The 22,556-nt window shown below is 65.1% G+C and carries 20 protein-coding genes and 2 pseudogenes; 4 read left to right on the top strand and 18 right to left on the bottom strand.

What is annotated here, in order from left to right:
• Positions 1 to 107 precede the first annotated feature (107 nt).
• A pseudogene (gene arsB, locus MSP7336_RS16560) lies at positions 108 to 1,615 on the bottom strand (ACR3 family arsenite efflux transporter).
• A gap of 101 nt (positions 1,616 to 1,716) precedes the next feature.
• Entirely contained in the window at positions 1,717 to 2,517 is an 801-nt protein-coding gene (arsM, locus tag MSP7336_RS16565) for an arsenite methyltransferase (RefSeq protein ID WP_007170251.1), read from the bottom strand.
• Between the two features lie 88 nt (positions 2,518 to 2,605).
• Between arsM and MSP7336_RS16570 the strand changes: the two genes are divergently transcribed.
• Positions 2,606 to 2,992 carry an ArsR/SmtB family transcription factor gene (locus MSP7336_RS16570; RefSeq protein ID WP_007170252.1) on the top strand — a complete coding sequence of 129 codons (387 nt, stop codon included), beginning with the start codon at positions 2,606 to 2,608 and terminating at the stop codon, positions 2,990 to 2,992.
• 53 nt (positions 2,993 to 3,045) lie between these two features.
• On the opposite strand, the gene MSP7336_RS16575 is transcribed toward MSP7336_RS16570, so the two are convergent.
• From MSP7336_RS16575 to MSP7336_RS16605, 7 genes are all read right to left on the bottom strand, one after another.
• A complete protein-coding gene (locus MSP7336_RS16575) occupies positions 3,046 to 5,334 on the bottom strand; it encodes a heavy metal translocating P-type ATPase (protein ID WP_033718775.1) in 2,289 nt (762 codons plus the stop codon).
• A 64-nt stretch (positions 5,335 to 5,398) separates the two neighbouring features.
• On the bottom strand, positions 5,399 to 5,695 hold the full coding sequence (locus tag MSP7336_RS16580; protein WP_033718759.1) for a DUF1490 family protein: 297 nt from the start codon (positions 5,693 to 5,695) through the stop codon (positions 5,399 to 5,401).
• 81 nt (positions 5,696 to 5,776) lie between these two features.
• The gene (cmtR, locus tag MSP7336_RS16585; protein ID WP_007170255.1) at positions 5,777 to 6,133 is read right to left on the bottom strand and encodes a Cd(II)/Pb(II)-sensing metalloregulatory transcriptional regulator CmtR; all 357 of its coding nucleotides are present in this window, start codon (positions 6,131 to 6,133) and stop codon (positions 5,777 to 5,779) included.
• A gap of 71 nt (positions 6,134 to 6,204) precedes the next feature.
• Positions 6,205 to 7,026 (bottom strand): hypothetical protein, encoded by an 822-nt coding sequence (locus MSP7336_RS16590; RefSeq protein ID WP_065018912.1) that lies wholly within the window; start codon positions 7,024 to 7,026, stop codon positions 6,205 to 6,207.
• 79 nt (positions 7,027 to 7,105) lie between these two features.
• On the bottom strand, positions 7,106 to 8,131 hold the full coding sequence (locus MSP7336_RS16595) for a TniB family NTP-binding protein (protein WP_007172501.1): 1,026 nt from the start codon (positions 8,129 to 8,131) through the stop codon (positions 7,106 to 7,108).
• On the bottom strand, positions 8,119 to 10,194 hold the full coding sequence (locus MSP7336_RS16600) for a Mu transposase C-terminal domain-containing protein (protein WP_224860251.1): 2,076 nt from the start codon (positions 10,192 to 10,194) through the stop codon (positions 8,119 to 8,121). Before MSP7336_RS16600 ends, MSP7336_RS16595 begins: the two co-directional genes overlap by 13 nt.
• A gap of 5 nt (positions 10,195 to 10,199) precedes the next feature.
• The gene (locus MSP7336_RS16605; RefSeq protein ID WP_099459185.1) at positions 10,200 to 10,940 is read right to left on the bottom strand and encodes a TnsA-like heteromeric transposase endonuclease subunit; all 741 of its coding nucleotides are present in this window, start codon (positions 10,938 to 10,940) and stop codon (positions 10,200 to 10,202) included.
• Between the two features lie 274 nt (positions 10,941 to 11,214).
• Here MSP7336_RS16605 and MSP7336_RS16610 point away from each other — a divergent pair, with 274 nt between their 5' ends.
• Entirely contained in the window at positions 11,215 to 12,801 is a 1,587-nt protein-coding gene (locus tag MSP7336_RS16610) for an adenylate/guanylate cyclase domain-containing protein (protein ID WP_113964977.1), read from the top strand.
• A 286-nt stretch (positions 12,802 to 13,087) separates the two neighbouring features.
• Here MSP7336_RS16610 and MSP7336_RS16615 read toward each other — a convergent pair whose 3' ends face one another.
• The 7 genes and pseudogenes from MSP7336_RS16615 to MSP7336_RS23860 all read right to left on the bottom strand — a co-directional run bounded on the left by MSP7336_RS16615 (position 13,088) and on the right by MSP7336_RS23860 (position 18,926).
• Entirely contained in the window at positions 13,088 to 14,356 is a 1,269-nt protein-coding gene (locus tag MSP7336_RS16615; RefSeq protein ID WP_069396336.1) for a PucR family transcriptional regulator, read from the bottom strand.
• A 168-nt stretch (positions 14,357 to 14,524) separates the two neighbouring features.
• On the bottom strand, positions 14,525 to 16,264 hold the full coding sequence (locus MSP7336_RS16620) for a GMC oxidoreductase (RefSeq protein ID WP_069396337.1): 1,740 nt from the start codon (positions 16,262 to 16,264) through the stop codon (positions 14,525 to 14,527).
• 34 nt (positions 16,265 to 16,298) lie between these two features.
• The gene (locus tag MSP7336_RS16625; protein WP_069396338.1) at positions 16,299 to 16,481 is read right to left on the bottom strand and encodes a rubredoxin; all 183 of its coding nucleotides are present in this window, start codon (positions 16,479 to 16,481) and stop codon (positions 16,299 to 16,301) included.
• A pseudogene (locus tag MSP7336_RS16630) lies at positions 16,478 to 16,650 on the bottom strand (rubredoxin). The gene MSP7336_RS16625 and the pseudogene MSP7336_RS16630 overlap by 4 nt, the downstream one beginning before the upstream one ends.
• The gene (locus MSP7336_RS16635) at positions 16,650 to 17,897 is read right to left on the bottom strand and encodes an alkane 1-monooxygenase (RefSeq protein ID WP_113964150.1); all 1,248 of its coding nucleotides are present in this window, start codon (positions 17,895 to 17,897) and stop codon (positions 16,650 to 16,652) included. The pseudogene MSP7336_RS16630 and the gene MSP7336_RS16635 overlap by 1 nt, the downstream one beginning before the upstream one ends.
• A gap of 327 nt (positions 17,898 to 18,224) precedes the next feature.
• Complete coding sequence (locus MSP7336_RS16640) at positions 18,225 to 18,659, bottom strand: cellulose-binding domain-containing protein (RefSeq protein ID WP_113964979.1); 435 nt, start codon at positions 18,657 to 18,659, stop codon at positions 18,225 to 18,227.
• A gap of 123 nt (positions 18,660 to 18,782) precedes the next feature.
• Positions 18,783 to 18,926 (bottom strand): hypothetical protein, encoded by a 144-nt coding sequence (locus MSP7336_RS23860; RefSeq protein WP_181786808.1) that lies wholly within the window; start codon positions 18,924 to 18,926, stop codon positions 18,783 to 18,785.
• A gap of 307 nt (positions 18,927 to 19,233) precedes the next feature.
• Here MSP7336_RS23860 and cspE point away from each other — a divergent pair, with 307 nt between their 5' ends.
• Positions 19,234 to 19,437 (top strand): transcription antiterminator/RNA stability regulator CspE, encoded by a 204-nt coding sequence (cspE, locus tag MSP7336_RS16645; protein ID WP_069396342.1) that lies wholly within the window; start codon positions 19,234 to 19,236, stop codon positions 19,435 to 19,437.
• Positions 19,438 to 19,507: 70 nt separating this feature from the next.
• On the opposite strand, the gene MSP7336_RS16650 is transcribed toward cspE, so the two are convergent.
• Positions 19,508 to 19,927, bottom strand: a complete 420-nt coding sequence (locus MSP7336_RS16650) for a nuclear transport factor 2 family protein (protein ID WP_069396343.1) — start codon at positions 19,925 to 19,927, stop codon at positions 19,508 to 19,510.
• A gap of 27 nt (positions 19,928 to 19,954) precedes the next feature.
• Positions 19,955 to 20,800, bottom strand: a complete 846-nt coding sequence (locus tag MSP7336_RS16655) for a lytic transglycosylase domain-containing protein (protein ID WP_372507656.1) — start codon at positions 20,798 to 20,800, stop codon at positions 19,955 to 19,957.
• Between the two features lie 128 nt (positions 20,801 to 20,928).
• Here MSP7336_RS16655 and MSP7336_RS16660 point away from each other — a divergent pair, with 128 nt between their 5' ends.
• A complete protein-coding gene (locus MSP7336_RS16660) occupies positions 20,929 to 22,533 on the top strand; it encodes an amidohydrolase (protein ID WP_069396344.1) in 1,605 nt (534 codons plus the stop codon).
• Positions 22,534 to 22,556 lie beyond the last annotated feature (23 nt).

A 22,556-nucleotide genomic window follows, 5' to 3' on the forward strand; every position in this document is an offset into this window, starting at 1 on the left:
CCCGGGTACGGCCAGACAGTCGACCAGCATTTCATGGGCCGTTGCCGCGTTGGATAACCCGGGGGGATCTCAGTGGCGCAACAGGTTTCGGTGACTGTGGGTTTGGGTTATGTAGTGGTGCCAGGTAGCAGTTCGGCGATCAGGGTCTGGACGCGGTTGGCGATGTCGTCGCGGATGGAGCGGACGACCTCAAGGGCTTGGCCGGCGGGGTCGGGCAGTTTCCAGTCCCGGTAGGTGACTCCCGGGAAGTATGGGCAGGTGTCTCCGCAGCCCATGGTGATCACGACGTCGCTGGCTTGCACCGTGTCGGCGGTGAGCACCGCGGGGCTGTTGGCTGTGATGTCGATGCCCAGTTCGGCCATCGCGGCAACGGCCGCCGGGTTGACTTGGTCGGCGGGTTCGGTGCCCGCGGAACGGACCTCGATGCGGCCACCGGACTGGTGGATCAGCAGTGCGGCCGCCATCTGGGAGCGACCGGCGTTGTGCACGCAGACGAACAGGACGCTGGGTTTGTCGGCCATCAGCGGGCACTGCGTGATTGGGACTCGGGTCCGAAGAGGCGGGTACGCAGCGCCAGGGACACGTAGACGAGTCCGACCAGCACCGGTACTTCGATGAGCGGGCCCACGACCCCGGCCAGGGCCTGCCCGGAGGTGGCGCCGTAGGTGGCGATCGCGACGGCAATCGCGAGTTCGAAGTTATTGCCGGCAGCGGTGAACGCCAACGTGGTGGTGCGCTCGTACCCGACGTTGAGGAGGGCGCCGAGCAGGTAGCCGCCGGCCCACATGATCGCGAAGTAGGCCAGCAGCGGCACCGCGATGCGGGCGACATCGAAAGGCCGGGAGGTGATCTGATCACCTTGAAGGGCAAACAGGATGACGATGGTGAACAGCAGTCCATAGAGTGCCCAGGGGCCGATGCGGGGCAGGAATTGCGACTCGTACCAGGTGCGGCCTTTGGCGCGTTCGCCTAGGCGGCGGGACAGGTACCCGGCCAACAGTGGGACGCCGAGGAAGATCAACACCGATTTGGCGATCTGCCACGGGGAGACCTCGATCCCGGTCTGGGACAGGCCCAGCCAGCCCGGCAGCACCGACAGGTAAAACCAGCCCAGCGCGGCGAACATGAGAACCTGAAAGATCGAGTTCAACGCGACCAGCACTGCGGCGGCCTCGCGGTCCCCGCAGGCCAGGTCGTTCCAGATGATGACCATGGCGATGCAGCGGGCCAGCCCGACGATGATCAACCCGGTGCGGTATTCGGGCAGATCGGGAAGTAGCAGCCACGCCAGGGCAAACATCACCGCCGGCCCGATCAGCCAGTTCAACACCAGCGAGGACGCCAGCAGTTTGCGGTCGGCGGTGACCTCGCCGAGCTGGTCGTAGCGGACTTTGGCCAGCACCGGATACATCATCACCAACAGCCCAAGGGCGATGGGCAGCGAGACTCCGTCGACCTCAATGGCACTTAGGCCCGCGCCCAGGCCGGGCACCAGCCGCCCCAGCAGCAGGCCGGCGGCCATCGCTACCCCGATCCATACCGGCAAGAGCCGGTCCAGGGTGGACAGCTTGGCGGCCACTGCGGGTGCAGCAGTCGATATGGCGGTGTCACTCATGAGGTTTCTCTCCCGTGGCGCGAGCGGCGTACCGCTTCACTGGCAGCTGTCAACGTGAGGTGGGTCGGGGCGCGGTGGCGCGGTCGTTCGCTGCGGCTGTCTCAATCAGACGATGCGGCGGGTTTGGTGGCGTGGATGATCGCGCCGTGCATCCCTTCGGCCACCTGGTGGGTGAACGTGACCGTGGCATCGGTGAACCCGGCCGCGGCCAGTCCGTCGAGGTACTCCTGGCGGGACAGCGCTCCGGCGATGCAGCCGACGTAGGAGCCGCGTTCGGCGCGCTCGGCCGAACTGAGGTGGTCTTCGGCGACGACGTCGGAGATCCCGATCCGCCCGCCGGGGACCAGCACCCGGAACATCTCGGCGATCACGGCCGGTTTGTCGGCGGACAGGTTGATCACGCAGTTGGAGATCACCACATCGACGGCGGCATCGGGCAGCGGGATGTCTTCGATGGTGCCCTTGCGGAACTCGACGTTGGTGACACCGGCCTTGGCTCGGAATTCTTCGGCGTTCCGCCTCGCCAAGGCCAGCATCTCGTCGGTCATGTCGACGCCGTAAGCAAACCCGTCCGGGCCGACCCGGCGCGCCGACAACAAAACGTCGATCCCGCCGCCAGAACCCAGGTCAAGCACCCGCTCTCCGGGGTGCAAGTCAGCGACCGCGGTCGGGTTACCGCAACCCAGGCTGGCCGCAACCGCTTCAGCGGGAATCTCGGAGTGCTCGTCGTCGCCGTAGAGACCGGCGCCGAAGATGGTCCCGATATCGGCTGAGTCGCTGGACCCGCAGCAGCTCGCGGCGGTCAGCACATCGCTGTTGGTAGCGCCCCCGCTGATCGCGGTGGCGGCGGCGCCGTAGCTGGCCCGGACCTGATCACGCAGCTCATTGTGTTCGGCGGTCATCGCACCTACTCTTTCCATCGACAGACATCTATGTGAGCAGTGTGCGGGAAACATCGATGACTGTCAATGCGTGTGTCATACTGGGGCCATGCCCGCCGCGATCGCCTCCCCGACCGAACGCGATGACTCGTTGCTGGTCGCTGACGTTGCGGCGTGCTGCAGCCCGATCACCGACGGCGTACTCGACGCGGCCGCCGCCGAGCGGCTGGCCGGCGTGCTCAAGGCGCTGGCCGAACCGACCCGGCTACGGCTTGTGTCAATGATCGCGGGCCATGAGGGCGCCGAGGCGTGTGTATGCGACCTGACCGCTACTGTGGGGCTATCCCAGCCGACGGTGTCGCATCACCTCAAGATCCTGGTCGAGGCCGGCCTGCTCGACCGAACCCAGCGCGGCAAGTGGGCGTACTACCGGCTGGTGCCCGCGGCCCTGGATGCGCTCGGCGGGGTGTTTGTTGTCCGTTGTCGTTGTGGCTGAGGCAGCGCTTGAGGGCCTGACCTGCGATGCCTCGGATTCAGTGACGGCCGCCGCTACCTTGAGTTGTCCTGCCGCCGGGTGTCTCGTGCTGGCCCCGCAAGAGGCGTTATGCGTCCGGCGCGTACGCCGTTGGCGATGACGACGACTTCGGCAAGCTCGTGCACCAGTACGACCGTGGCCAGGCCGAGGGTTCCGAACATCGCCAGCGGCATGAGCACGGTGATGATGCCCAGGGAGAGTCCGACGTTTTGCACCATGATCTGCCGGGAGCGTCGAGCATGTGCTAGTGCGTGGGGCAGGTGCCGCAGGTCTTGGCCCATCAGGGCGACGTCGGCGGTTTCGATCGCGACATCGGTTCCCATGGCGCCCATCGCGATTCCCAGGTCGGCGGCGGCCAGGGCCGGAGCATCGTTGACGCCGTCGCCGACCATCGCGGTGGGCCGGTGAGCGCCCAGTTCTGCGATCAGGTGAGCCTTGTCCTCGGGGCGCAGTTCGGCATAGACGTGCTCGATGCCGGCTTGGGCGGCGAGCGCCGCCGCGGTGGCGTGATTGTCGCCGGTGAGCATCGTCACCTGGTAGCCGCCGGCACGTAGCGCGGTGATGACCTCGGGAGCTTCTGGGCGTAGTTCGTCGCGCACGGCGATGGCACCGAGCAGCCGGTCATCGCGTTCTACGAGCACCGCTGTGGCCCCGGCTTGTTGCATGTGCGCTACGTGATCGGCGAGGTCGGCGGGGTCGATCCAGCCGGGCCGGCCCAGCCGGATGGCTTGCCCGTCGAGGTGGCCGGTCAGCCCAGCTCCGGCAACGGCGTGCACGTCACTCGCGGCGGCCACCGGCGCTTGGGTAGCGGCCAGGACGGCCGCGGCCAGCGGGTGTTCACTGCGGGTTTCCAGCGCGGCCGCGACCGCCAGCACCTCTTCGCGGGTGGCGTCGTTGGTGGTGGCGATGTCGATGACGGTGGGCCGGTTGGCGGTCAAAGTTCCGGTTTTGTCCAGCGCGATCCCACTGATGGTGCCCAGGGCTTCCAGCGCGGCACCGCCCTTGATCAGTACCCCGATCTTCGAGGCGGCACCGACTGCCGCCACGACGGTCACCGGCACGGCGATGGCGAGCGCGCACGGGGACGCGGCGACGAGCACCACCAGAGCGCGTTCGATCCACACCAGCGGGTTACCGAAGATGCTGCCCGTCCCGGCGATCAGCGCCCCGGCGATCATGATGCCCGGCACCAACGGCTGCGCGATCCGATCGGCCAGGCGCTGGCTGGCGCCCTTGCGGGCCTGTTCGGCTTCCACGATCTGCACGATTCGCGCCAACGAGTTGTCCTCAACGGTCGCGGTGACCTCCACCTGCAGCACTCCGGACCCGTTGATCGACCCGGCGAACACCTCATCACCGGGTCCGGCCTCTACCGGCACCGATTCGCCGGTAATCGCCGAGACGTCCAGGGCGGTGCGCCCGGCAACAATGATGCCGTCGGTGGCCAGGCGTTCCCCGGGTTTGACAATCATCTGATCACCGACGCGCAGTTCGGCTGCGGCCACCACGGTTTCGACACCTGCGCGCAAGACCGTGGCCTGATCCGGCACCAGCGCCAGCAGAGCACGCAGGCCGCGGCGGGTACGGGCCACCGCGTATTCCTCCAAACCCTCGCTGATGGAGAACAAAAACGCCAGCATCGCGGCCTCGCCGACCTGACCGAGTCCAACAGCGCCGAGCGCGGCGATCGTCATCAACGTGCCGACACCGACACGGCCCTCGGTCAGTCGCCTAACGGTTGAGGGCACGAACGTCGAAGCGCCCACCGCGAGCGCCACGACTTTCAATCCCAACGCCACCGGCCCGAATGGAGTCAGCCACGCCGTCACCAGTGAGGCTGTCAGCACCACCCCGGAGAACGCGGCCCGCCGCAGCTTGACAACGCCCCACAGCCGCTCCGACTCAGGGTGGCTGTCGTCGTGGTCGCAGCAGCCATCGCTTCGTTGCACTGGTCGTTGTGAAACCCTGTCAGCTTGCTCGCCGGATAGCGTCCGCTCGCTCCAGTCGAGGATTCTCTGCACCACACCGGGGTTGCCTCCCTCGACCGAGTGCGGCGCCCGGGCGGGCACCGACTCGGCAGGGATGTGCTCGGCGGCGGCGATCGCCGACAAAATGGCAGCGGTGTCGCAGCGCTCGGGTGAATACCAGACCACCACGGAAGCCGTGCGCGGATACGCGCGGACCGCATCCACACCAGCCACCGTGGCGACCGAGTCCTCGATCGCGACAGCCCGCACCGCGTCGAACCGAAACCAGTTAGCACGCACCCGTATTCGTCGCGCACCCGCAGACACGACAACCAGCGCGGCCCCGTGATCGGAGGAAACCTCAGCAGTAGGCACAATCGACCTTTCCCCGTGAAAACGGCTAACCCATCACTTGGCAGCAGTCGTCATCGTCAGCCTTGGCGGCGGGCGGCCGAGGGGCATCGTCGCCGATGCGTCCGCGGGCTTCGGCGACCACGTCGGCGACTTTCAGCCGGGCCGACTCCGCTGCTACCTCTGCGCTCCGAGTTCCGCGCAGTCCCCACTCCGTCACGGTCACCGCTGCCCGGTGAACCGGCGCCGTGCCCACCGCCTTGCGCAGCACCTCGTAGGCGCTCACCCCGACCAGCCCGGTGAACACTGTCCCGGCTGCTTTGGCCACGAACCCATGTATAGCCACTGCTTATCCCTTCTGTTCTGCCAACTCACTACGATTGAGCGACCGCGATCTTCAAGGTCACCGGATCGCTGCCACTGATGGTCATCGACCAACGGTGGCCTCGGCTGCGCCCGATGCGGCGTCCTCGCCGACACAGGGCTGGTCGGTATCCACCGCCAAAACAACCTGGACCAGCTCGCCCAGAGCACGGGCGAGGTGAGGGTCGGCCAGCGCGTAGCGAACCTGCCGGCCCTCATAGGTCGCGATGACCAGCCCGCAGCCCCGCAAACACGACAAATGATTGGACACATTCGACCGTGTCAACCCCAGCTGCGCAGCCAACTGGCCCGGGTAGCACACCCCATCGAGCAGTGCCACCAGAATCCGACACCGCGTCGGATCCGCCAGCGCTCGGCCCAGCCGAGCCAGCGCCGATTCCCGCGTCTCACACGTCAGCATGCACCAAACAGTACAGCCGATACTGATATGTCAGCAAGGGCTGAATTGTGCCATGGCTCCACACGCCGCCGTCAGCCCTGACGCCGCCCAGCTGGCCCAGCCGGGCACGGTGATCGCGGGGATTGACCTGGTCGTGGTTTCCACGCGTCGAAGTGGTGTGCGCGGCGGGTGGCGCTGAGTTGTTGATCGTGGATCCACTGTTCGATGGGGCGGGTTTGGTCGCGGTGCTGGGGAAACCGGGCGCTGACGTTGACGTAGACCGCATCGACGGCGCGGGCACGGGCGGGTGTGGCTGGCGCGGTGCCCCAGATCCGGCGATGAGCGCCGGCCAGGATGGCGGCCAAGGCGATCAGGTCCGGGTAGGCGCCGATGTGCGTGTCGGCGTCGGCGCGGGCAGGCGGCAGCGTAAACGGGCTGGTGCTGCGTGCCCAGCAGCGGTGAATCCGCGCGGCATCCCTGACCGCGAAGCGCGCAGCGTCGCCGTGACACCGATCCAGTCGGGCATGGCGCTGCGCTGCGGCGATCACCGCGGGGGCGCAGCGCAGATCGCGTTGATCGTCGAGGGTGGAGGTGCCTGCACCGATCCATCGGCGGTGGCGGCAGCAGACGGTCGCGTAGTCGGGCAACCAGCAGTAGACCGGCTCATAGACACCGCGGCGTGCCATGCACAGGCGGCATGCGGGCCGGGCGTGGCGGCGTTGGCGGGTGGTGTCGCGGTCGGGGGCGGCCAGCCCGATGAGCCGGGCGTGAAGGATGCCCACGGGCTGGCCGCTGGCGGTTGCCAACCAGTCCGGCCGGGGACGGCAGATCGCTGGACCGTCGGCCAGGTAGCGCCGCAGACCTCGGGGTTCTAGGTGGTTGGCGTGCGCGAGCCGATCAAGATAGGACTGCACCGTTTCGCCACGAAACGGTGTGACGGTGCGCGGTAGTGGCGCGGCAGGCCCCTGCGGCCACGCCGGTGGGGTTGATACGTCAGCTGGCATGGCGTTGCGCCGATGTTTGGGCTGCGTAGTCGATGAGCACCGTGTCCATCAGATCCCTGGTGAGGTTCTCGGTTTCGTCGAGCATGCTGCGGATCGCAGCCGAGCGGATCAGGTGCGCCAGGCTGCCGATCATTCCGCCGGTGCGTCGATGCAGGTATTTGGCTTCGGCGACCAGCGTTCCCGCGGTGTGATGGTGCAACCGCAGGGTGCCTTCCATCGCGGCCACCAGCGACTTCCATTCCCCGGCGTACGGGAACGGGCTGGTGTTGATCACACCGCAGCGCCCGGCGAGCTGGCGTCCGCGGGTGCCGGTGAACACACCGGAGCGCTCGACGTCGATGCCGGCGTAGACGAACGTGGCGGGCAGGTGTTCGGTGAAGTACTTCAGGTGATCGGACAGTTCCTCGCCGGCCCGGGTATCGAGGTTGAGGTTGTGGATCTCGTCGACGATCACGATGTCGGTTCGGGCGTCGATGAGGACCTGGCAGACAGCGTCGGCGATATCGGTGACATTCATCCGCGGTTGCATCGGCGGAAGGCCCAGGAATCGCGCGAACTCCATCGCGAGTTTGCGCGCCGAGCCTTTCGGGGGCGCGGTCACGTATACGATCGGGATCCGGGACTTGTCGGCGAATCGTGTCCTGATACGCAGTTCGTGGAATCGGCCGAGTTGTTTGACCGCGGTGGTCTTGCCGGTCGCGGCCGCCCCGGAAATGATCAGCCCGCGCCGGGCGCCGATCTCGCGTTGGTTGAGCAGGGTCAGCAGCCGGCCTTCGTTGGTGATGCGCTGGATCGCCGACGTGGTGACCACGACCAGTTCACTGTGATGCGCTACCCGGGCTTCGTTGTAGTTGGTCCGTTCGGTCTCCGACAGGGTGCTCCACTGCTCATCGGGTAACAGGGTGAACTCGGGTGGATCGGCATCGACGAAACGGCGCCAACCCTCGAGCGTGGTGGTGGGTTGGCGCCGGTCCTCGAGTTGGCTCACCGGGGCAAAAGTGTTCACAGCCGCCACGATTCAGCCTCCTTGCGTGCATCGAACACCGGTAGTGGAATGACTTGGGCGATCTCGATGTCGTCGGCGTCCTCGTCACCGCCTGGCGGCGGCTCCTCATCGCAGGGTTCTGCGGTATCCGGCGGGCGGGGCCAGGCCGGTGTCGCGGTGGCTCGCGTTCGACCCGCCACCCTGCGATCCTTGGATTCCTGTCGGGTGGGGGCGGGGCCTTGCGCGGCCCGGTCGAGCAGGTCATCGGCCGCGCGGGCGATCTCGGCTTCGGTGGCCTGATCGCATCCGCGCTGGGCCAGCACGGACCGCGCATGCTGCCATACCAATTCGCCGAACGGTACCGGGTGGCTGCGCAAATGCGTCCAGGTCGCGGCCAGCCAGCCCTCGTCGTGATGGTTGCGCACCCAGATCCGCGACACGTCGTAGGGGTCGTAGTGCACCTCCCACTGGCCCTTCTTGGATTCCACCCCCGAGTGCTGGCGGCGGTAGGGGTTGAGTGCCTTAGCGTCGTAGCTGCGGTTGTTGACCCGGATCCCGTAGGAATTGATGCGCCGCCAGCACGACGGCAGTAACTCGATGTAGTCCTCGGCCGACAGCGGCACCGGAACATACCCGGCGACCTCGACCAAGGCGGCGTACTTTTCGTTGGGCGTCAACGCCTTGCCCGGGGTGACGGGGTCACGCAGGCCGTCGTGGGGCCGGTTTTGCCATACCGCGACGATCCACTCATCCAGCAGGGCTTGCAGCTCCACGATCGACCACACTGCGTCCTGTTCGGCGTTCTTGCCGCGCCGCTCGACGCTGGAGCCGACATACCCGGCGACATGCTGGGCGAACAAGGTGGCCACCGACTGCAGGGTCCGCTCGATCTTGGGTTTGTCGGTCGGCGTATCCGGGTGGGCGGGCTGCAGATTGATCCCCAACGTGCAACACGCCTGCCGGAAGGTTTGCGACAGATACGCCTTCCCGTGGTCGCACACTACGGTCTCCGGGGCGATCACCGGCCGGGCGGCCGCATCGGCCAACCGTTGATCCACGCCGGTCAAACAGCGATACGGCAGCACCGACCGCGACATCCGCAGCGCATCGGACCACTCCGGCCGCATCGGTTCTGGCGTCAACGCTCGGGCCAGCAGCAGCGCCGCGTCGACCGCTTTGGTCGTGGGCCGCAACACCGCGGCCGGAATCGAGCAGGTCGCGTCGTCAACCATGCCGGTCAGCTCGACCCGGTCCACCGTGCCGTCATCGAGGACCACCCGCACATCCAGGGGGGTCGAATCGATCTCGACCACCTCGCCGGGGCGCGCCACCGTCAGCGCACCGAACGGGCCGTCGGGCTGTTTGGACAACGAACGCCGGGTGCGCGCGGACCCGAACGTGTGCCGGCCCTCCGACAGCCTCTTCACCAGACGATAGAACGTCCGCTGAGACGGCATCGCCGGTGCGTCCTGGGCACCGTATTGAGCCACCAGCGATTTGGTCACCCGTCGCTGCAGGCGGCTCACCGTCCCGGTCGACACGTCGGTCTCGTCATCGATGGCCTGCCGCACTGCGGCCACCAGCCGCTCGTCGACGCGGCCGAACATCGCCCGCCGGGGAATGTGCCGGCGATCCACAACCCCCAGCAGGCCGTCTCGTTCGTAGGCATAGCGTTGCCGCTGCAACGTGTACAAGCTGATCTCGTGGCCAGCCGAGCGCAGCTCGGCGAGCTTGGCCAATTCGCGCTGCCGCAACGAACGCGACGCCGGATCGAACTCCGGCCGCGGCCGGCTACCCGCCTCGGAATCAACCCGTCGACCCGTCAACACCTCGATCAAGTGCCGTTCCCACCAGCGGGCCCGCTCGGCGGCAGCCTCGGGCACCCCGGCCAACGCTTCTTCGGAACACAAAGCCGGTCGCGATCCTGACACCAACTCCAACGCCGGGTCGCCCAGCAGCCGAGACAGCGGTACCACCGACTGCCCGCCGACCGCATCGGTCAGCCTGGCTGAACTGCCCGAAAGTGTGACAACCGTGAATACGCCGTCGGATAACCGGATTTCATCGCCCTCGCGGATGACACCCGACCGCATACCCGTCATCGTGACAACGCGGGCCCGACGATCGACTCCTCGGTCAAGACAGCCGCGGAAAGATCCACGCCCAGTCGCCGGTGCCACAACAGGTGAAACAGCACCGGCAACACCATGATCGCTTCACCGACCGGTCTCACCCCGGTCATCAGCGGCCGCGCCGAGTCGAACACCGCCTCCAACGCTGCGGCGACCGCCGGGCGGTACACCCGTGGATGCCGATACCCAGACAACCAGCGCAAATTCGCCGTCACGACCGGATCCGCAACGCCCGCTCGCCGATAGGCCCATCCCAGGGAACGGCACGCCTGCTCGGACCGGTCGAACAACTCAGCATCAGCATCCGATATTCGGTCATCGGCCCGCACGTCAAGAACCGTCGCCGTTCCGTCGGACAACCGCACGAAGTAATCAGGCACGTGGTGCCTGCCGTCACCCCAATGGAGCCGGAACGGCTGCGACGCAACACCAACCACCGCGGGATCGGCGTCCAGCGCGATCAAATGGTCACGCTCCGACCACGACTCGTACCCAACGTGCTCACGAGTCGTCGAAAACCACCACAGGCCTGGATAATTGCCCTGCCCGCGAAACGCTGGGAAACCACGCACGGGTGAGCAGTCCAACTCAAAGGCCACTGCGGCACACTCCGCCAGCGGCAAGCGCGAAGAACCCCCGGAGGAGTTGAATTCCACCTCAACGCCACCGTTGACCTGCGGCCATAGCGCCGCCGGCGCCACACTCACCTAAACAACGCTACCGGCGGTACCTCGGATAGATTGGCAAAGACACGCCGATACCGCAGATACGGTGGCAATACATCACATCGGATGTCAACGGACATCAGCCCCGTCGTAGGGGCCGCGGCCGGGGAGCTGAAAGATGCGGAAGGTGTCGCTGCGCTACTGCGGTGGTGAGGCTATTGCGTCACGGTGACGAAATGTATGCACATAGTGCCCGGTAGAACCGCCCACCCCAAAGTCGGCATTCGGCCGCGTCGGGCGTCATACCCTCATGGGTGTGGCGGAAACGTCGTATGCAAAGTGCGGTGACCTCAGCTTGGCGTATCAGGTGTTCGGCGACGGGCCGGTCGAAATGGTGGTCGCCGAACCGTTCGTCAGCCACGTCGAGTTGGCCTGGACGCTGCCGCAATTCAAAGCCTTCATTGAACAGCTCGGTACGTTCTGTCGCGTAGCCCTGTTCGACAAAGCCGGCGTCGGGCTGTCGGACCCGGTGCCCAAAGTTCGCACGCTGGAAGATCGAGTAGCCGAGGTCGAGGCTGTCATGGATACGGTCGGTTTCGGACAGGCCGTGGTCGCCGGTCTGAGTGACGGCGGACCGGTCGCCATCATGTTCGCCGCAACACGGCCGGAGCGAACGAGGGCGCTGATTGTTTCGGGCACGGTTCCGTATTGGGGCTTCGAGGGGTGGGATGACCTGGATCGCGATCCAGCCGAGCTGCGGGCCCGCTTTCTTGCCGAGCTCGGCGAGGAGTACACGCCGTCTATCGAGCAGCTCGCGCGGTTCCAGCAAGCCGGCCGCGCCGTGCGTTCTGAGTGGGGCAGCGGCGCCACAGCCAGCGTCAGTGCGCCGTCGGTCCGGTCGATGCGGCTGCTGGCGATGTGTGAGCGCATGAGCGCGAGCCCGGGAATGGCGCGGGCCTCATTTGAAGCGGTGTTTCTGCAAGACGTGCGGCCGATCCTGCCGACACTCACCGTGCCCACCCTGGTCATTCACGCCCGCGAGGACAACGCAGTCCCGGTACAGGGCGGGCGGTATCTGGCCGCCCACATCCCCGGTGCGCGCTACCTGGAGGTCGAGGGTGTAGACCATGCGCCCTTTTTGACCGAGCCCGACAGGATCCTGGCCGAGATCGAGGAGTTTCTCACCGGCAGCCATGCGGCGCCGGCGCAGTCACATCGTGCCCTGCGCACTGTGCTGTTCACCGATATCGTCGCCTCGACGGAACGCGCGGCTGCGAGCGGCGACGAGCGATGGCGTGCGGTGCTGCACCGCTTCGGTGAGATCACCGCCGACGTCACGCAGCGCTTCGGTGGCACCGTGATCAAGAACACCGGCGACGGGTATCTGGCCACCTTCGACGGGCCGACACAGGCCATCCGGTGCGCCGAAGCCCTGCGCGATGACGCCGAGACATTAGGTATCGAGATTCGCGCCGCGATTCACACCGGCGAGTGTGAACTGCTCGACGCCGACATTGGGGGACTGGCGGTACACATCGCGGCGCGCATCCTCGGTCACGCCGGCGCGGGCGAAATCCTGGTCTCGCGCACCGTGTGCGACCTGGTCGTCGGCTCGGGCACCGGTTTCGAAGACCGCGGCAGCGTCGAGCTGCGCGGTGTGCCAGGCACCTGGCAACTGCTCGCGGTCGATCGCCACGGGCCGCGGGCCGGGTCGGTCGAGGCCGAACTGGTGTCAACACCCACTCCCGGACCCCAGACCACGATGCGTCGCTCCGATCGTGCTGTGGCGGTGATGGCACGACGGACACCGTGGCTGCTGCGCGGGATGGCCCGGCTCGTCCCAGTCACCGCCCGCAGCCGCAACTCCAATAGCCCTGCGCCCCAAGCCAATTCGTCACAGTGACGTATTGGCGGCGTGCGGGAAGACGTTCGGAAGGGCGGGCGCCATCGGTTGGTCCGCGCTCGACGGTTCGGTCACCTCACGTCCGGGTCCGTTCCATTGCGTCATCGGTTCGACGCAATGCAACCGCGTCGACGGCAGATCCAGCTCGTTGAAGCGTGGACGAGACGACCTGCAACAGCTAAGTACCGATAAGCGACATTATGTCAAGTTACTCACCGCATGGTGCAACAGCCTGCGGGTGACTCATCTTCCGGCCGACGTACACAGCCGTGTATGCAAACCGCATCTACGCAGGAGCTCTGGGGCCGTACCACTGACAAAACAACAGCGCCACCTCCACGTCGAGGCGGTCGTCGGTGACGGGCCTGCCGCGCCGCTCAATGGCGCGGGCGACTCGGTATTTGACGGAGTTGGCGTGCATGGTGAGTTCTTCCGCGGCGGCTTTGAAACTCGACCCCGTGCGAAGAAACACACGCAAGGTGTTGCGGAGACGCTCATCGTTCTCGGTAGGGCTCGCCAGTGGACCGAGTACTTGAGCGGCCCATTCGGCGGCTGCGTCCTTGTCGGCAGCCAAAAGTCCGACCATCGCCACGCCGGGATCGGCCGCAGTGACCAGATGATGGTGGTTGGAGTTCAGAGCGATTGCAACACCGCGAGCGTCACACGCCTGCTGGTGAGAACGGCGAAAGCCCTCGAGGCCGGCGTGAGGGTCACCGACCGCGAGGCGAGGACTGTCCGGGCGTCTAGCCGTGAAGGCGCGAAGTTCGTCGATTACCGAAGCGGCGCCGGCGCGGGAAAGTGGGATCCACGCCCACCCGGTCACTCGGTCGACGGGAATGAACAACGTCTCTCCGGAAGCTCCGATAGATCGGGCGAAACCCTGGACGAACCTCTCCATCGCGACAAGCTCGTCACCGCCCCCGATTTCCGGACACCAGAGGATGATGGCTACATGAGTACCGTTGAGGGGGTATGCGATTGCCGAACTCATCGCGGCGGTGTCGATATCACCTCCAGCGAGGATCTCCCTGACTCGTAACGTGCGCAGATTGTTTCGGTTTGAAAGCCAACGGTCGTACTCATCCTGATAGGTTTCGACGACCCGTTGCGAGATCCAGTCGATGTAGGTGAAGGTGACATCGGAGATCTGGCTATCGACGTCGAGACTTTGGTCCAGGCCCAGACCCACTCCGCGGATCTGTTCGCGTGCTGCAGCGAGTACCACCTTATGTCCGAGTCGATACGCCCTCACCAACGCGTTCACGGAAATGCCGCGCTGGGCAAGACGCCGCGCGTGCTCCAGTGCGGCGGTCGGCGGCTTCAAACGTTCGATCGGGATCTCATGGCGAATCGCGGAGAATACCGTTTCGATGTTGGCCTCAACGGTGTCGCGGAGCAGATCGACGAGTTGACCGTCACCGCTCAACTCGACGATCTCGTCAAGCAGCACGCGCTGAACGTCGCGAGTCAGGTCGGCAAGTCCAGCACCGAGACGGTCGACGACGGCCGCGGCGGCATGAGCAGTCGCGGCGTTCGCGCCGGGCGACGCTGCCATGACCGGGAGTCTAGCTCTCCTAGTGCGAACGGCGTAAGCCGCCGGCTCCGGCCCGGCGGTCATCAATCGCGACGTATGGAGAGTCCTGCTGAATCTGCGCGAAAGCACGCAGTTGCGTACAGGCCAGAACACAGCAGCTCGAGGTGCGCCGTTGAGGGACAGTGAATCTCACCGAGCCTCTGCGCCACGGGAGGCGAGCCGATCGGTGCGGATCTCAACGATCGGCAGCCGCAATGCCCCCGGTGCGTTTTCGGGGACCACCGGTCTGATTGGCGGGATCGGCGCGATCCGGTGGTATCCCTGGTTCTGATCGGGACGCGGGTCGCTCTCCCCCTTATTTGGCCAGAGAGATACCGCCCGTTCGGCCAGGGCGGTGATCGTCAACGCCGGATTAACCCCGAGGTTGGCCGACACCGACGAACCGTCGACGACGCTGAGTGTCGGATACCCGAAAACCCGGTGGTAGGGGTCGATGACTCCCTGACCGGGATTGGCACCGATGACGCAGCCGCCGAGGAAGTGCGCAGTCAGGGGGATGTTGAACAGCTCTCCCCAAGACCCGACCGAAATCCCGCCGATCTTGTCCGCCACCCGGCGAGTTGCCTCATTGCCCACGGGTATCCACGTGGGGTTCGGCCGGCCGTGGCCCTGCCTGCTCGACAGATAGCGACCGCGAATCCCACGCTTGGTGAATGTGGTGATCGAGTTGTCCACACTTTGCATCACCAACGAGATGACTGTTCGTTCGCTCCACCTGCTGACGTTGATGACACGCAGTAGCGCCGAAGGATTCCGGACCGCTAGGTCGAGGAACTTCAGCCAGCGTGGCCAGCGGCCCCCGCCGTCGGTCATCAGAGTCAGCAGCAGACCCATGAGATTGGAACCTCGGCCGTATCGGCACGGCTCGATGTGAGTGTCGTTGGTCGGGTGGAAGGAGGAGGTGATCGCCACCCCCTGCGTCAAATTCAAGGCCGGATCCACCGTGTACCTGCTGGCCCCGACAATTGACTCGGAGTTGGTGCGGGTGAGCACACCGAGCCGATCCGACAACCTGGGCAACGTGCCGGTGTCCTTCATCTTGTGCAGCAGGTTCTGAGTTCCCCATGTGCCGGCCGCCACGACAACATACGGGGCAGTGAATGTTCGGCGGCGCTTGTGGACGATCGCGCCGGTGCGCTGTGTCTGCACGCTCCACAGGCCGTCGCTCCCCTGCTCCAGAGAGGCGACCGTCGTCATCGGGTGGATGATGGCCCCGGCGCGTTCCGCCAGACCGAGGTAATTCTTCAGCAAGGTGTTCTTCGCGCCATGCCGACAGCCTGTCATGCACTCACCGCACTCGATGCAGCCGGTGCGTGCTACCCCGACACCGCCGAAAAATGGGTCAGGAACAGTCTTTCCGGGTTCACCGAAGAACACACCCACCGGGGTCTGGACGAACGTGTCACCGACGCCCATCTCCTCGGCGACGGACTTGATGATGTCGTCTGCTGGGGTCATGTGCGGGTTGCGCACCACACCGAGCATTCGTGTTGCCTGGTCGTAGAACGGCGACAGCTCGTCCTGCCAGTCGGTGATGCCCTTCCACTGGGTGTCGTCGAAGAAGGATGCGGGTGGCTTGTAGAGCGTGTTCGCATAGTTCAGCGATCCACCGCCGACTCCGGCGCCGGCCAGCACGATACAGTCACGCAGCAGGTGGATGCGCTGAATGCCGAACAGCCGCAACCGCGGCGCCCAGAGGAACCTGCGTACATCCCAACTGGTCTTGGCGAACTCGTCGTCAGTGAACCGACGACCAGCCTCGAGCACGCCGACGCGGTAGCCCTTCTCCGTCAACCGCAAAGCCGTGACGCTGCCGCCGAAGCCCGATCCAACGACGATCACGTCGTAGTCGGTTTCTTGATAATCCATAAAAGTCTCTTTTACCTTCTGAATTCGATACAAGTCAGCCGCGCACGACCTCTTCCATGACGAAGTCGGCTTTCGCCGCGCCGCAGTCCGGACAGGTCCAGTCCTCGGGAATGTCCTCCCACCGGGTGCCCGGGGCAATGCCCTCCTCGGGCCAGCCTTTCTCCTCGTCGTACTCGAACCCGCACTGAACGCAGCGGTAGAGCTTGTAGTCATTCATCGCGACACCTCCACTGTTTCGAAGTCGATCTTGTCCCTCACCGCGCAGTCAGGGCACGTCCAGTCGTCGGGGATCTCGTCCCATGCCGTTCCTGGGGGAAGCCTTCCCGGGCATGCCCTTTGGCCTCGTCGTAGACGTAACTGCAGCCAGGGCAACGGTATGCCGTCATCAGTCCACCCCCCCGTAACGTGCCAGCAACTTGGCGCGCCGTCGTGGATTCAAATTCGCCTTCGTGATATCGCCGTTGTAGTGCTCCACGACGCGGTGGTCCATGAACTTGCGCCAGAGCGGCGGGAAATAGGTCAGGGCGATCAGCGCACCGTAGCCGGCGGGTAGGTTAGGAGCGCCGTCCATGCTGCGCAGAATCTGATACCGCCGCGTCGGGTTCGCGTGATGATCGCTGTGTCGCTGCAGGTGATACAGGAACAAGTTGGTTGCCAGGTGATCGGAATTCCAGCTGTGCTGTGGTGCGCAACGCTCATAGCGTCCGTCGGGCAGCTTCTGACGTAATAGGCCGTAGTGCTCCAGGTAGTTGACCGATTCCAACAGTGACGGACCGTAGAGCGCCTGGAACACGATCAGCGGAATCAACTCCGGGCCGAAGATTGCGAGCATCACCGCCCAGAACCCGACCGACATCAAAAAGGCGTTGAGGACATCGTTGCCCAACCATGTCAACGGATTCCACGGGTTCTTGCCGGTCCGACGGATTCGGGCGGCCTCCAAAGAGAAGGCGGACTTGGCACTGCCGATCACGGTGCGGGGCAGGAAGGCCCAGAACGATTCCCCGAAACGAGCCGAGGCCGGATCCTCAGGGGTGGCCACCCGCACGTGGTGACCGCGATTGTGCTCGATGTAGAAGTGGCCATAGCAGACCTGTGCCAGGGCGATCTTGGACAGCCACCGTTCCAAAGAGTCTCTCTTGTGACCAAGTTCGTGTGCGGTGTTGATGGCCACCCCACCGATGATGCCGACCGAAAGCGCCAGCCCGATCTTGCCCAGCCAACCCAGCGGCCCCTGGTAGCCCAGCCAACTCAGATCCTTCGCGGTGAACAGGTAGGCGCCCAGGACAACGCTTGCATATTGGAGCGGAATGTAGGCGTAGATGCAGTACCGGTAGTACTTGTCGAGGTCGAGTTGCTCCATCATCGACTCCGGCGGGTTCTGACCATCGACGCCCAGACGAATGTCAGCTATCGGCAGCATCACATACAGCAGGAACGGCCCGATGAAGAAAAGCGTCTGCGACGCGGTGTGCCACCCGAGTTGGTTAAGGCCCCACACCACCGGAAGGATCAGGAACAACATGGTCGGGATGAACAGACCGAGCAACCATAAGTAACGCTTCCTGTCCCGCCACCCGACCGGCGCGTCGCCTGCGGACAGGCCTCCACCTGGAGTGAGCTGAGTCGTCATGGGCCACCTCCGTAAGACAGATCACAATGCGTCAAGGCTTGCCAATCCCACCCCACGCGCACAACGTCTCCAAACACCGGAGTCTCGACGACCTTTTGTCTTCCGAAGACAAACGCGACGTTGAGGCGGCACCACATGCTCCCTCGGCAATCAAGCCTGGGGACGAATAGACCCGCCGCTGAGCTGGGTCCGATCACCAGCAGGCATCAATATGCAGCAACCAAAGATGGCGGTTGCCAGTGGGACAACCCACGTCGCATCTGATGAATCATGGCTCAGTGATGCCGTCCCCCGCGGGCTTGCCTCACAACCGGGGCGAGCACCTGCCTACCACACGGCGCACGGATAGTGCCCGTTGAGCCTGCAATTCGACGGTGGCGAGTAGGAACCGGACAGCACGCCCCGGAAGCCGCCCGTGGCTGAACCACCGGGTGCAATGGTGCGGTTCCAATTCGCAGGGCTGACAACATAATGTGTGCCATGCCGGGTAAAGGTGCTGTTCCACGCGTGCGAGATGCCTTGGCCCATCGGCATGTCGAACTCAAGCGTCCAACCCGATAGCGGCACCGTGCTCGAGTTCGTGATGGTGAAGCGGGCGATGAAACCTGTCTGCCAGGTATGTTCCACTCTCAACGTCGCCGTGGGCGCAGCTGCGTCGGCTACCGGGGTGATAGCGAGTCCGAGGATGGCGACTAGCAAGGCGGACACGGCAATGTGAGGCGCCCTACGCCAGCGCTTCACGTAGTTGCCCAACCCGCCCATAGCGGCCAACACTAAAGCTGAACAGGCAATATCGGCGTTCACGTCGCGGGCAAGCCGCGCTACCTTTGCTCAACTGAAATCGTCATGAAATGTTGCTGTGTCGCACAATGTGACACTGGCGGATCAGGATCCTTGCGTTGCGGAGCGGGCAGCACCCGTGTCGGGTTGGTCCGAAAACGCCGGGTTTTCGACGGGCTTTCCGACAGTCTCGCCCGGCGCGACACGTTCCGGTGCGTCGGGATGGGAGAACAAGTTGGAGTTGTCCATGTGGGTTCCTTACGAATGAAGAGGTCGGCCGGTACGCGCTGATCACGAGCGGACGACGATCGAATCGCAGATGTCTCTTTGGTGATGTCGCTACGATTCGTGTGGACCGCCAAACGCGGTTCACCCTCAACTGTACAGACCCCTGGCGCCGCACTCTTCGCGTGCTAGGCACGGTCAGAGCTCCCAACCGCGTGCAACGATGATTGCGCCAGTGTCCCAACGGTTTTCGGTAAATGTACCAGTCCATGGTATCCTGCCGGTGTGGATGTTTTTGGTACATCCGCATTTGAATGAGAGAAGTAAGTAAATGCCACAGGGAACTGTGAAGTGGTTCAACGGGGACAAAGGCTTCGGCTTTATCGCCCCTGACGACGGTACGAAGGACGTATTCGTCCACTACTCCGAGATCCAGGGAAACGGCTACCGCTCGCTCGAAGAAAACCAGCGTGTTCAGTTCGAGGTTGAGCAAGGAGCCAAAGGGCCCCAGGCGGTAGGGGTTACTGCCGTCTAAGAAACTCAATACCCGGCACTGGGCTGGTGGGGTTTCTTCGCACCAGCCCACTGCAATTTAATCTCCCCTTTCAACCGTGCCCGAGGCGCTCCAGCGCGCCGCTCGGGTCGTAGTACAGCTCTTGATGCGCAATCCGACCGTCGCGGTAGCGGTAAATCACCACATAGTTCGAGCGCAGGCGCTCCGTCCCTGCCGTCCAGTCGAACTGCACACGCACGAACGCCGCGTCCGCGCCGGGTGTGATGGCATGCTCCACCGCCTCATAGCGGATGGCCGAGCAGCCGCGGATCGTGAGTGCGATGAATTCGAGCGTGCGCTCGATGCCCTCTATCCGGGCAGGCCAATCGAAGAGCCGGACCGTCGGGCTCACATACACCACGTCGGGTTGATAGAGATGACGTGCAATCTCGGGATCGCCCTCGCCGAACGCCGCCGCGAAGCTCGCTTCCTGGGCTAGCAACGCCTCCATCGAGATGCCGCGGATAGTCATCGGTACTCCTTCGGCAACCTGGAACTGTCACTGCGGGTGCGTCGCCAGGTACTCGCCGACAGGTATCCGTGAGCTCGCGGCGTACCCGATGGGCAGAAGAACATCACCAGAAGTCGTGCGGTAGTAGATGTCCCACAGGTAGTAGCCGGCGAAGGCAGCGGGATCGCTTGCCAGCACAGCGGCGTAGTCGTCGACGGCCCGCACGTACAGGTTCGAGTGGTTGTACGCGTACACGGCACGGTCGTGGTTGTTGCCAAAGCCGTTGGCGGCCAGCATCCGACCCGCCGCCATGATGCTGTCACGTGGCGAATGAATGTCGCCGCCGTTGCCGTAGGCGGCGAATGTCGACGGCAGAAACTGCATCGGCCCCTGCGCGGCGGCGTCACTCACGCCGGCGATCCGGCCAAAGCCGGTCTCGACCAGGTTGATGGCCGCCAGATAGCTCCAATCGACCCCGGTCGCTGCCTCGGCTGCGCGGTAGTACCCGAGGAGCTCGTTGGCCGGTGCCGGCGCGACGATCCGCCACGCGGGCAACGTGTCCTTTGGCGGAGTCAGCGCGGTGAGCTGCTGGCGCGCATCGACGTTGCGGTCGTAGGCGCCGACCAGCGACGCCGGGATCTGCGAGCGCGCGACCGGAATCCAGTCCGGATGATGGCCAAGCGCGCGGTAGGCGGCTTGCTGGCGGTGCGCCGCGGCCTGCAGCACGCTTTCCGAGGACGACGGATTGCGTAGTGCCTGCTCGTCGGCGGCCAGATCGGCGCCGAGGGCAGCGGGATCCGACGCCAACGCGGGCGCGGCCGGAGGTGATGCCGCGGCGGAGTTGATCGTGGACGCCAACGTTGCGGCGACGAGCACTGTCACGCCCGAAAGCATCACAGCGGACTTAGAGATACGCATGTTTCTCCCTGGTGTCTGTATATCAGTCCGCTTGCGAGATCGGGGCCTGCCCGAAATTTCCAAAAGAATATTTCGGCGCCGCAAAGCCCTGTAAGGATGACGCCATGCCGACCGCTGACTTGGTCATTTTCGGAACCGTGCTCACCGTCGACGATCTCGCGCCCACAGCCGAAGGACTCGCCGTGTCCGACGGCCGGATCGTCGCCGTCGGGACCCGCTCCGCCGTCGAGAGGTGGATCGGCCGGGGCACCGAAAAACTCGACATCGGTGACGGCTGTGTGATGCCGGGTCTGGTCGAGGCGCACGGGCATCCGCTGATGGAGGCGATCGTGCTGTCGGAGCGGATGGTCGATATCCGTCCGGTCACCCTGCCCGATGCCGGCGCGGTCGTCGACGCGATCCGCCGCGAGGTTGCCGCACGCGGAGCCGACGGTGCCTACCTCAATGGCTGGGATTCGCTGCTGCAACCGGGTCTGCCCGAGCCGACGTTGGCCTGGCTGGACAGCGAAGCACCCGACACCCCGCTGGTGATCGTGCACAACTCCGGGCACAAGGCGTACTTCAACTCCGCTGCCGCACAGCGAGTCGGCCTCACCCACGACACCCCCGACCCCAAGGGCGCCAAGTACGGCCGTGACCCGGACGGCAACCTCGACGGCACCGCCGAGGAGACCGGCGCGGTGTTCAGCCTGCTCACCGGAGCGATATCCCCCACCGACTATCCGGCGATGCTGCGCGCCGAGCTTCGCCGGCTCAACCGAGCCGGCCTCACTACCTGCTCGGAGATGGCGTTCGACCCCGCCTTTCGCCCGATAGCCGACATGCTGCATGACGAACTCACGGTGCGACTGCGCGTTTACGAAATCTCCAACCCGCAGATGACCACCGACATCGACCCCGTCAACGGCGACGACCTCTTCCGGCAGGTCGGCATCAAGATCTGGGTCGACGGGTCACCGTGGATCGGCAACATCGACCTGTCCTTCCCCTATCTGGACAGCGACGCGACCCGCGCTATCGGCGTCACACCCGGTTCATGCGGGCACGCGAACTACACCCGCGAGCAGCTCACCGAAATCGTCGATGCCTACTTCCCCCGGGGCTGGCCGATGGCGTGCCATGTCCACGGCGACGCCGGCGTCGACACCATCCTCGACGTCTACGAAGAAGCCTTACGCAAAAGTCCCAGGCCGGACCACCGGCTGCGACTCGAACACGTCGGCGCGATCCGCGACGAGCAGCTGCGGCGCGCCCATGATCTCGGCGTGACGTGCAGCGTGTTCGTCGACCAGATCCATTACTGGGGCGACATCATCGTCGACGGCCTGTTCGGACCCGAGCACGGAAGTCGTTGGATGCCATGCGGCTCCGCGGTCGCCACCGGCATGCGTATCTCGCTGCACAACGATCCACCCGTGACACCGGAAGAGCCGCTGCGCAACATCAGCGTCGCGGCCACCCGGCTGGCACCCAGTGGCCGGGTGATCGGACCGCAGCAGCGGATCACCGTCGAGCAGGCCATCCGCGCCCAGACCATCGACGCGGCCTGGCAGCTGTTCTCCGACGACGTCATCGGTTCACTAGAAGTCGGCAAGTACGCCGACATGGTGGTGCTCTCGGCCGACCCGCGCGACGTGCCGCCGGAAGAGATCGCCGACCTGCAGGTGCGAGCGACATTCTTGGCGGGCAGACAGGTTTACGGCGAATGATGTTGGCAGTAGTTGGCAGCGTC

Origin of the sequence: Mycobacterium shimoidei, assembly GCF_900417275.1 — a bacterium.
In the GTDB taxonomy this organism is placed as follows: Bacteria; Actinomycetota; Actinomycetes; order Mycobacteriales; family Mycobacteriaceae; genus Mycobacterium; species Mycobacterium shimoidei.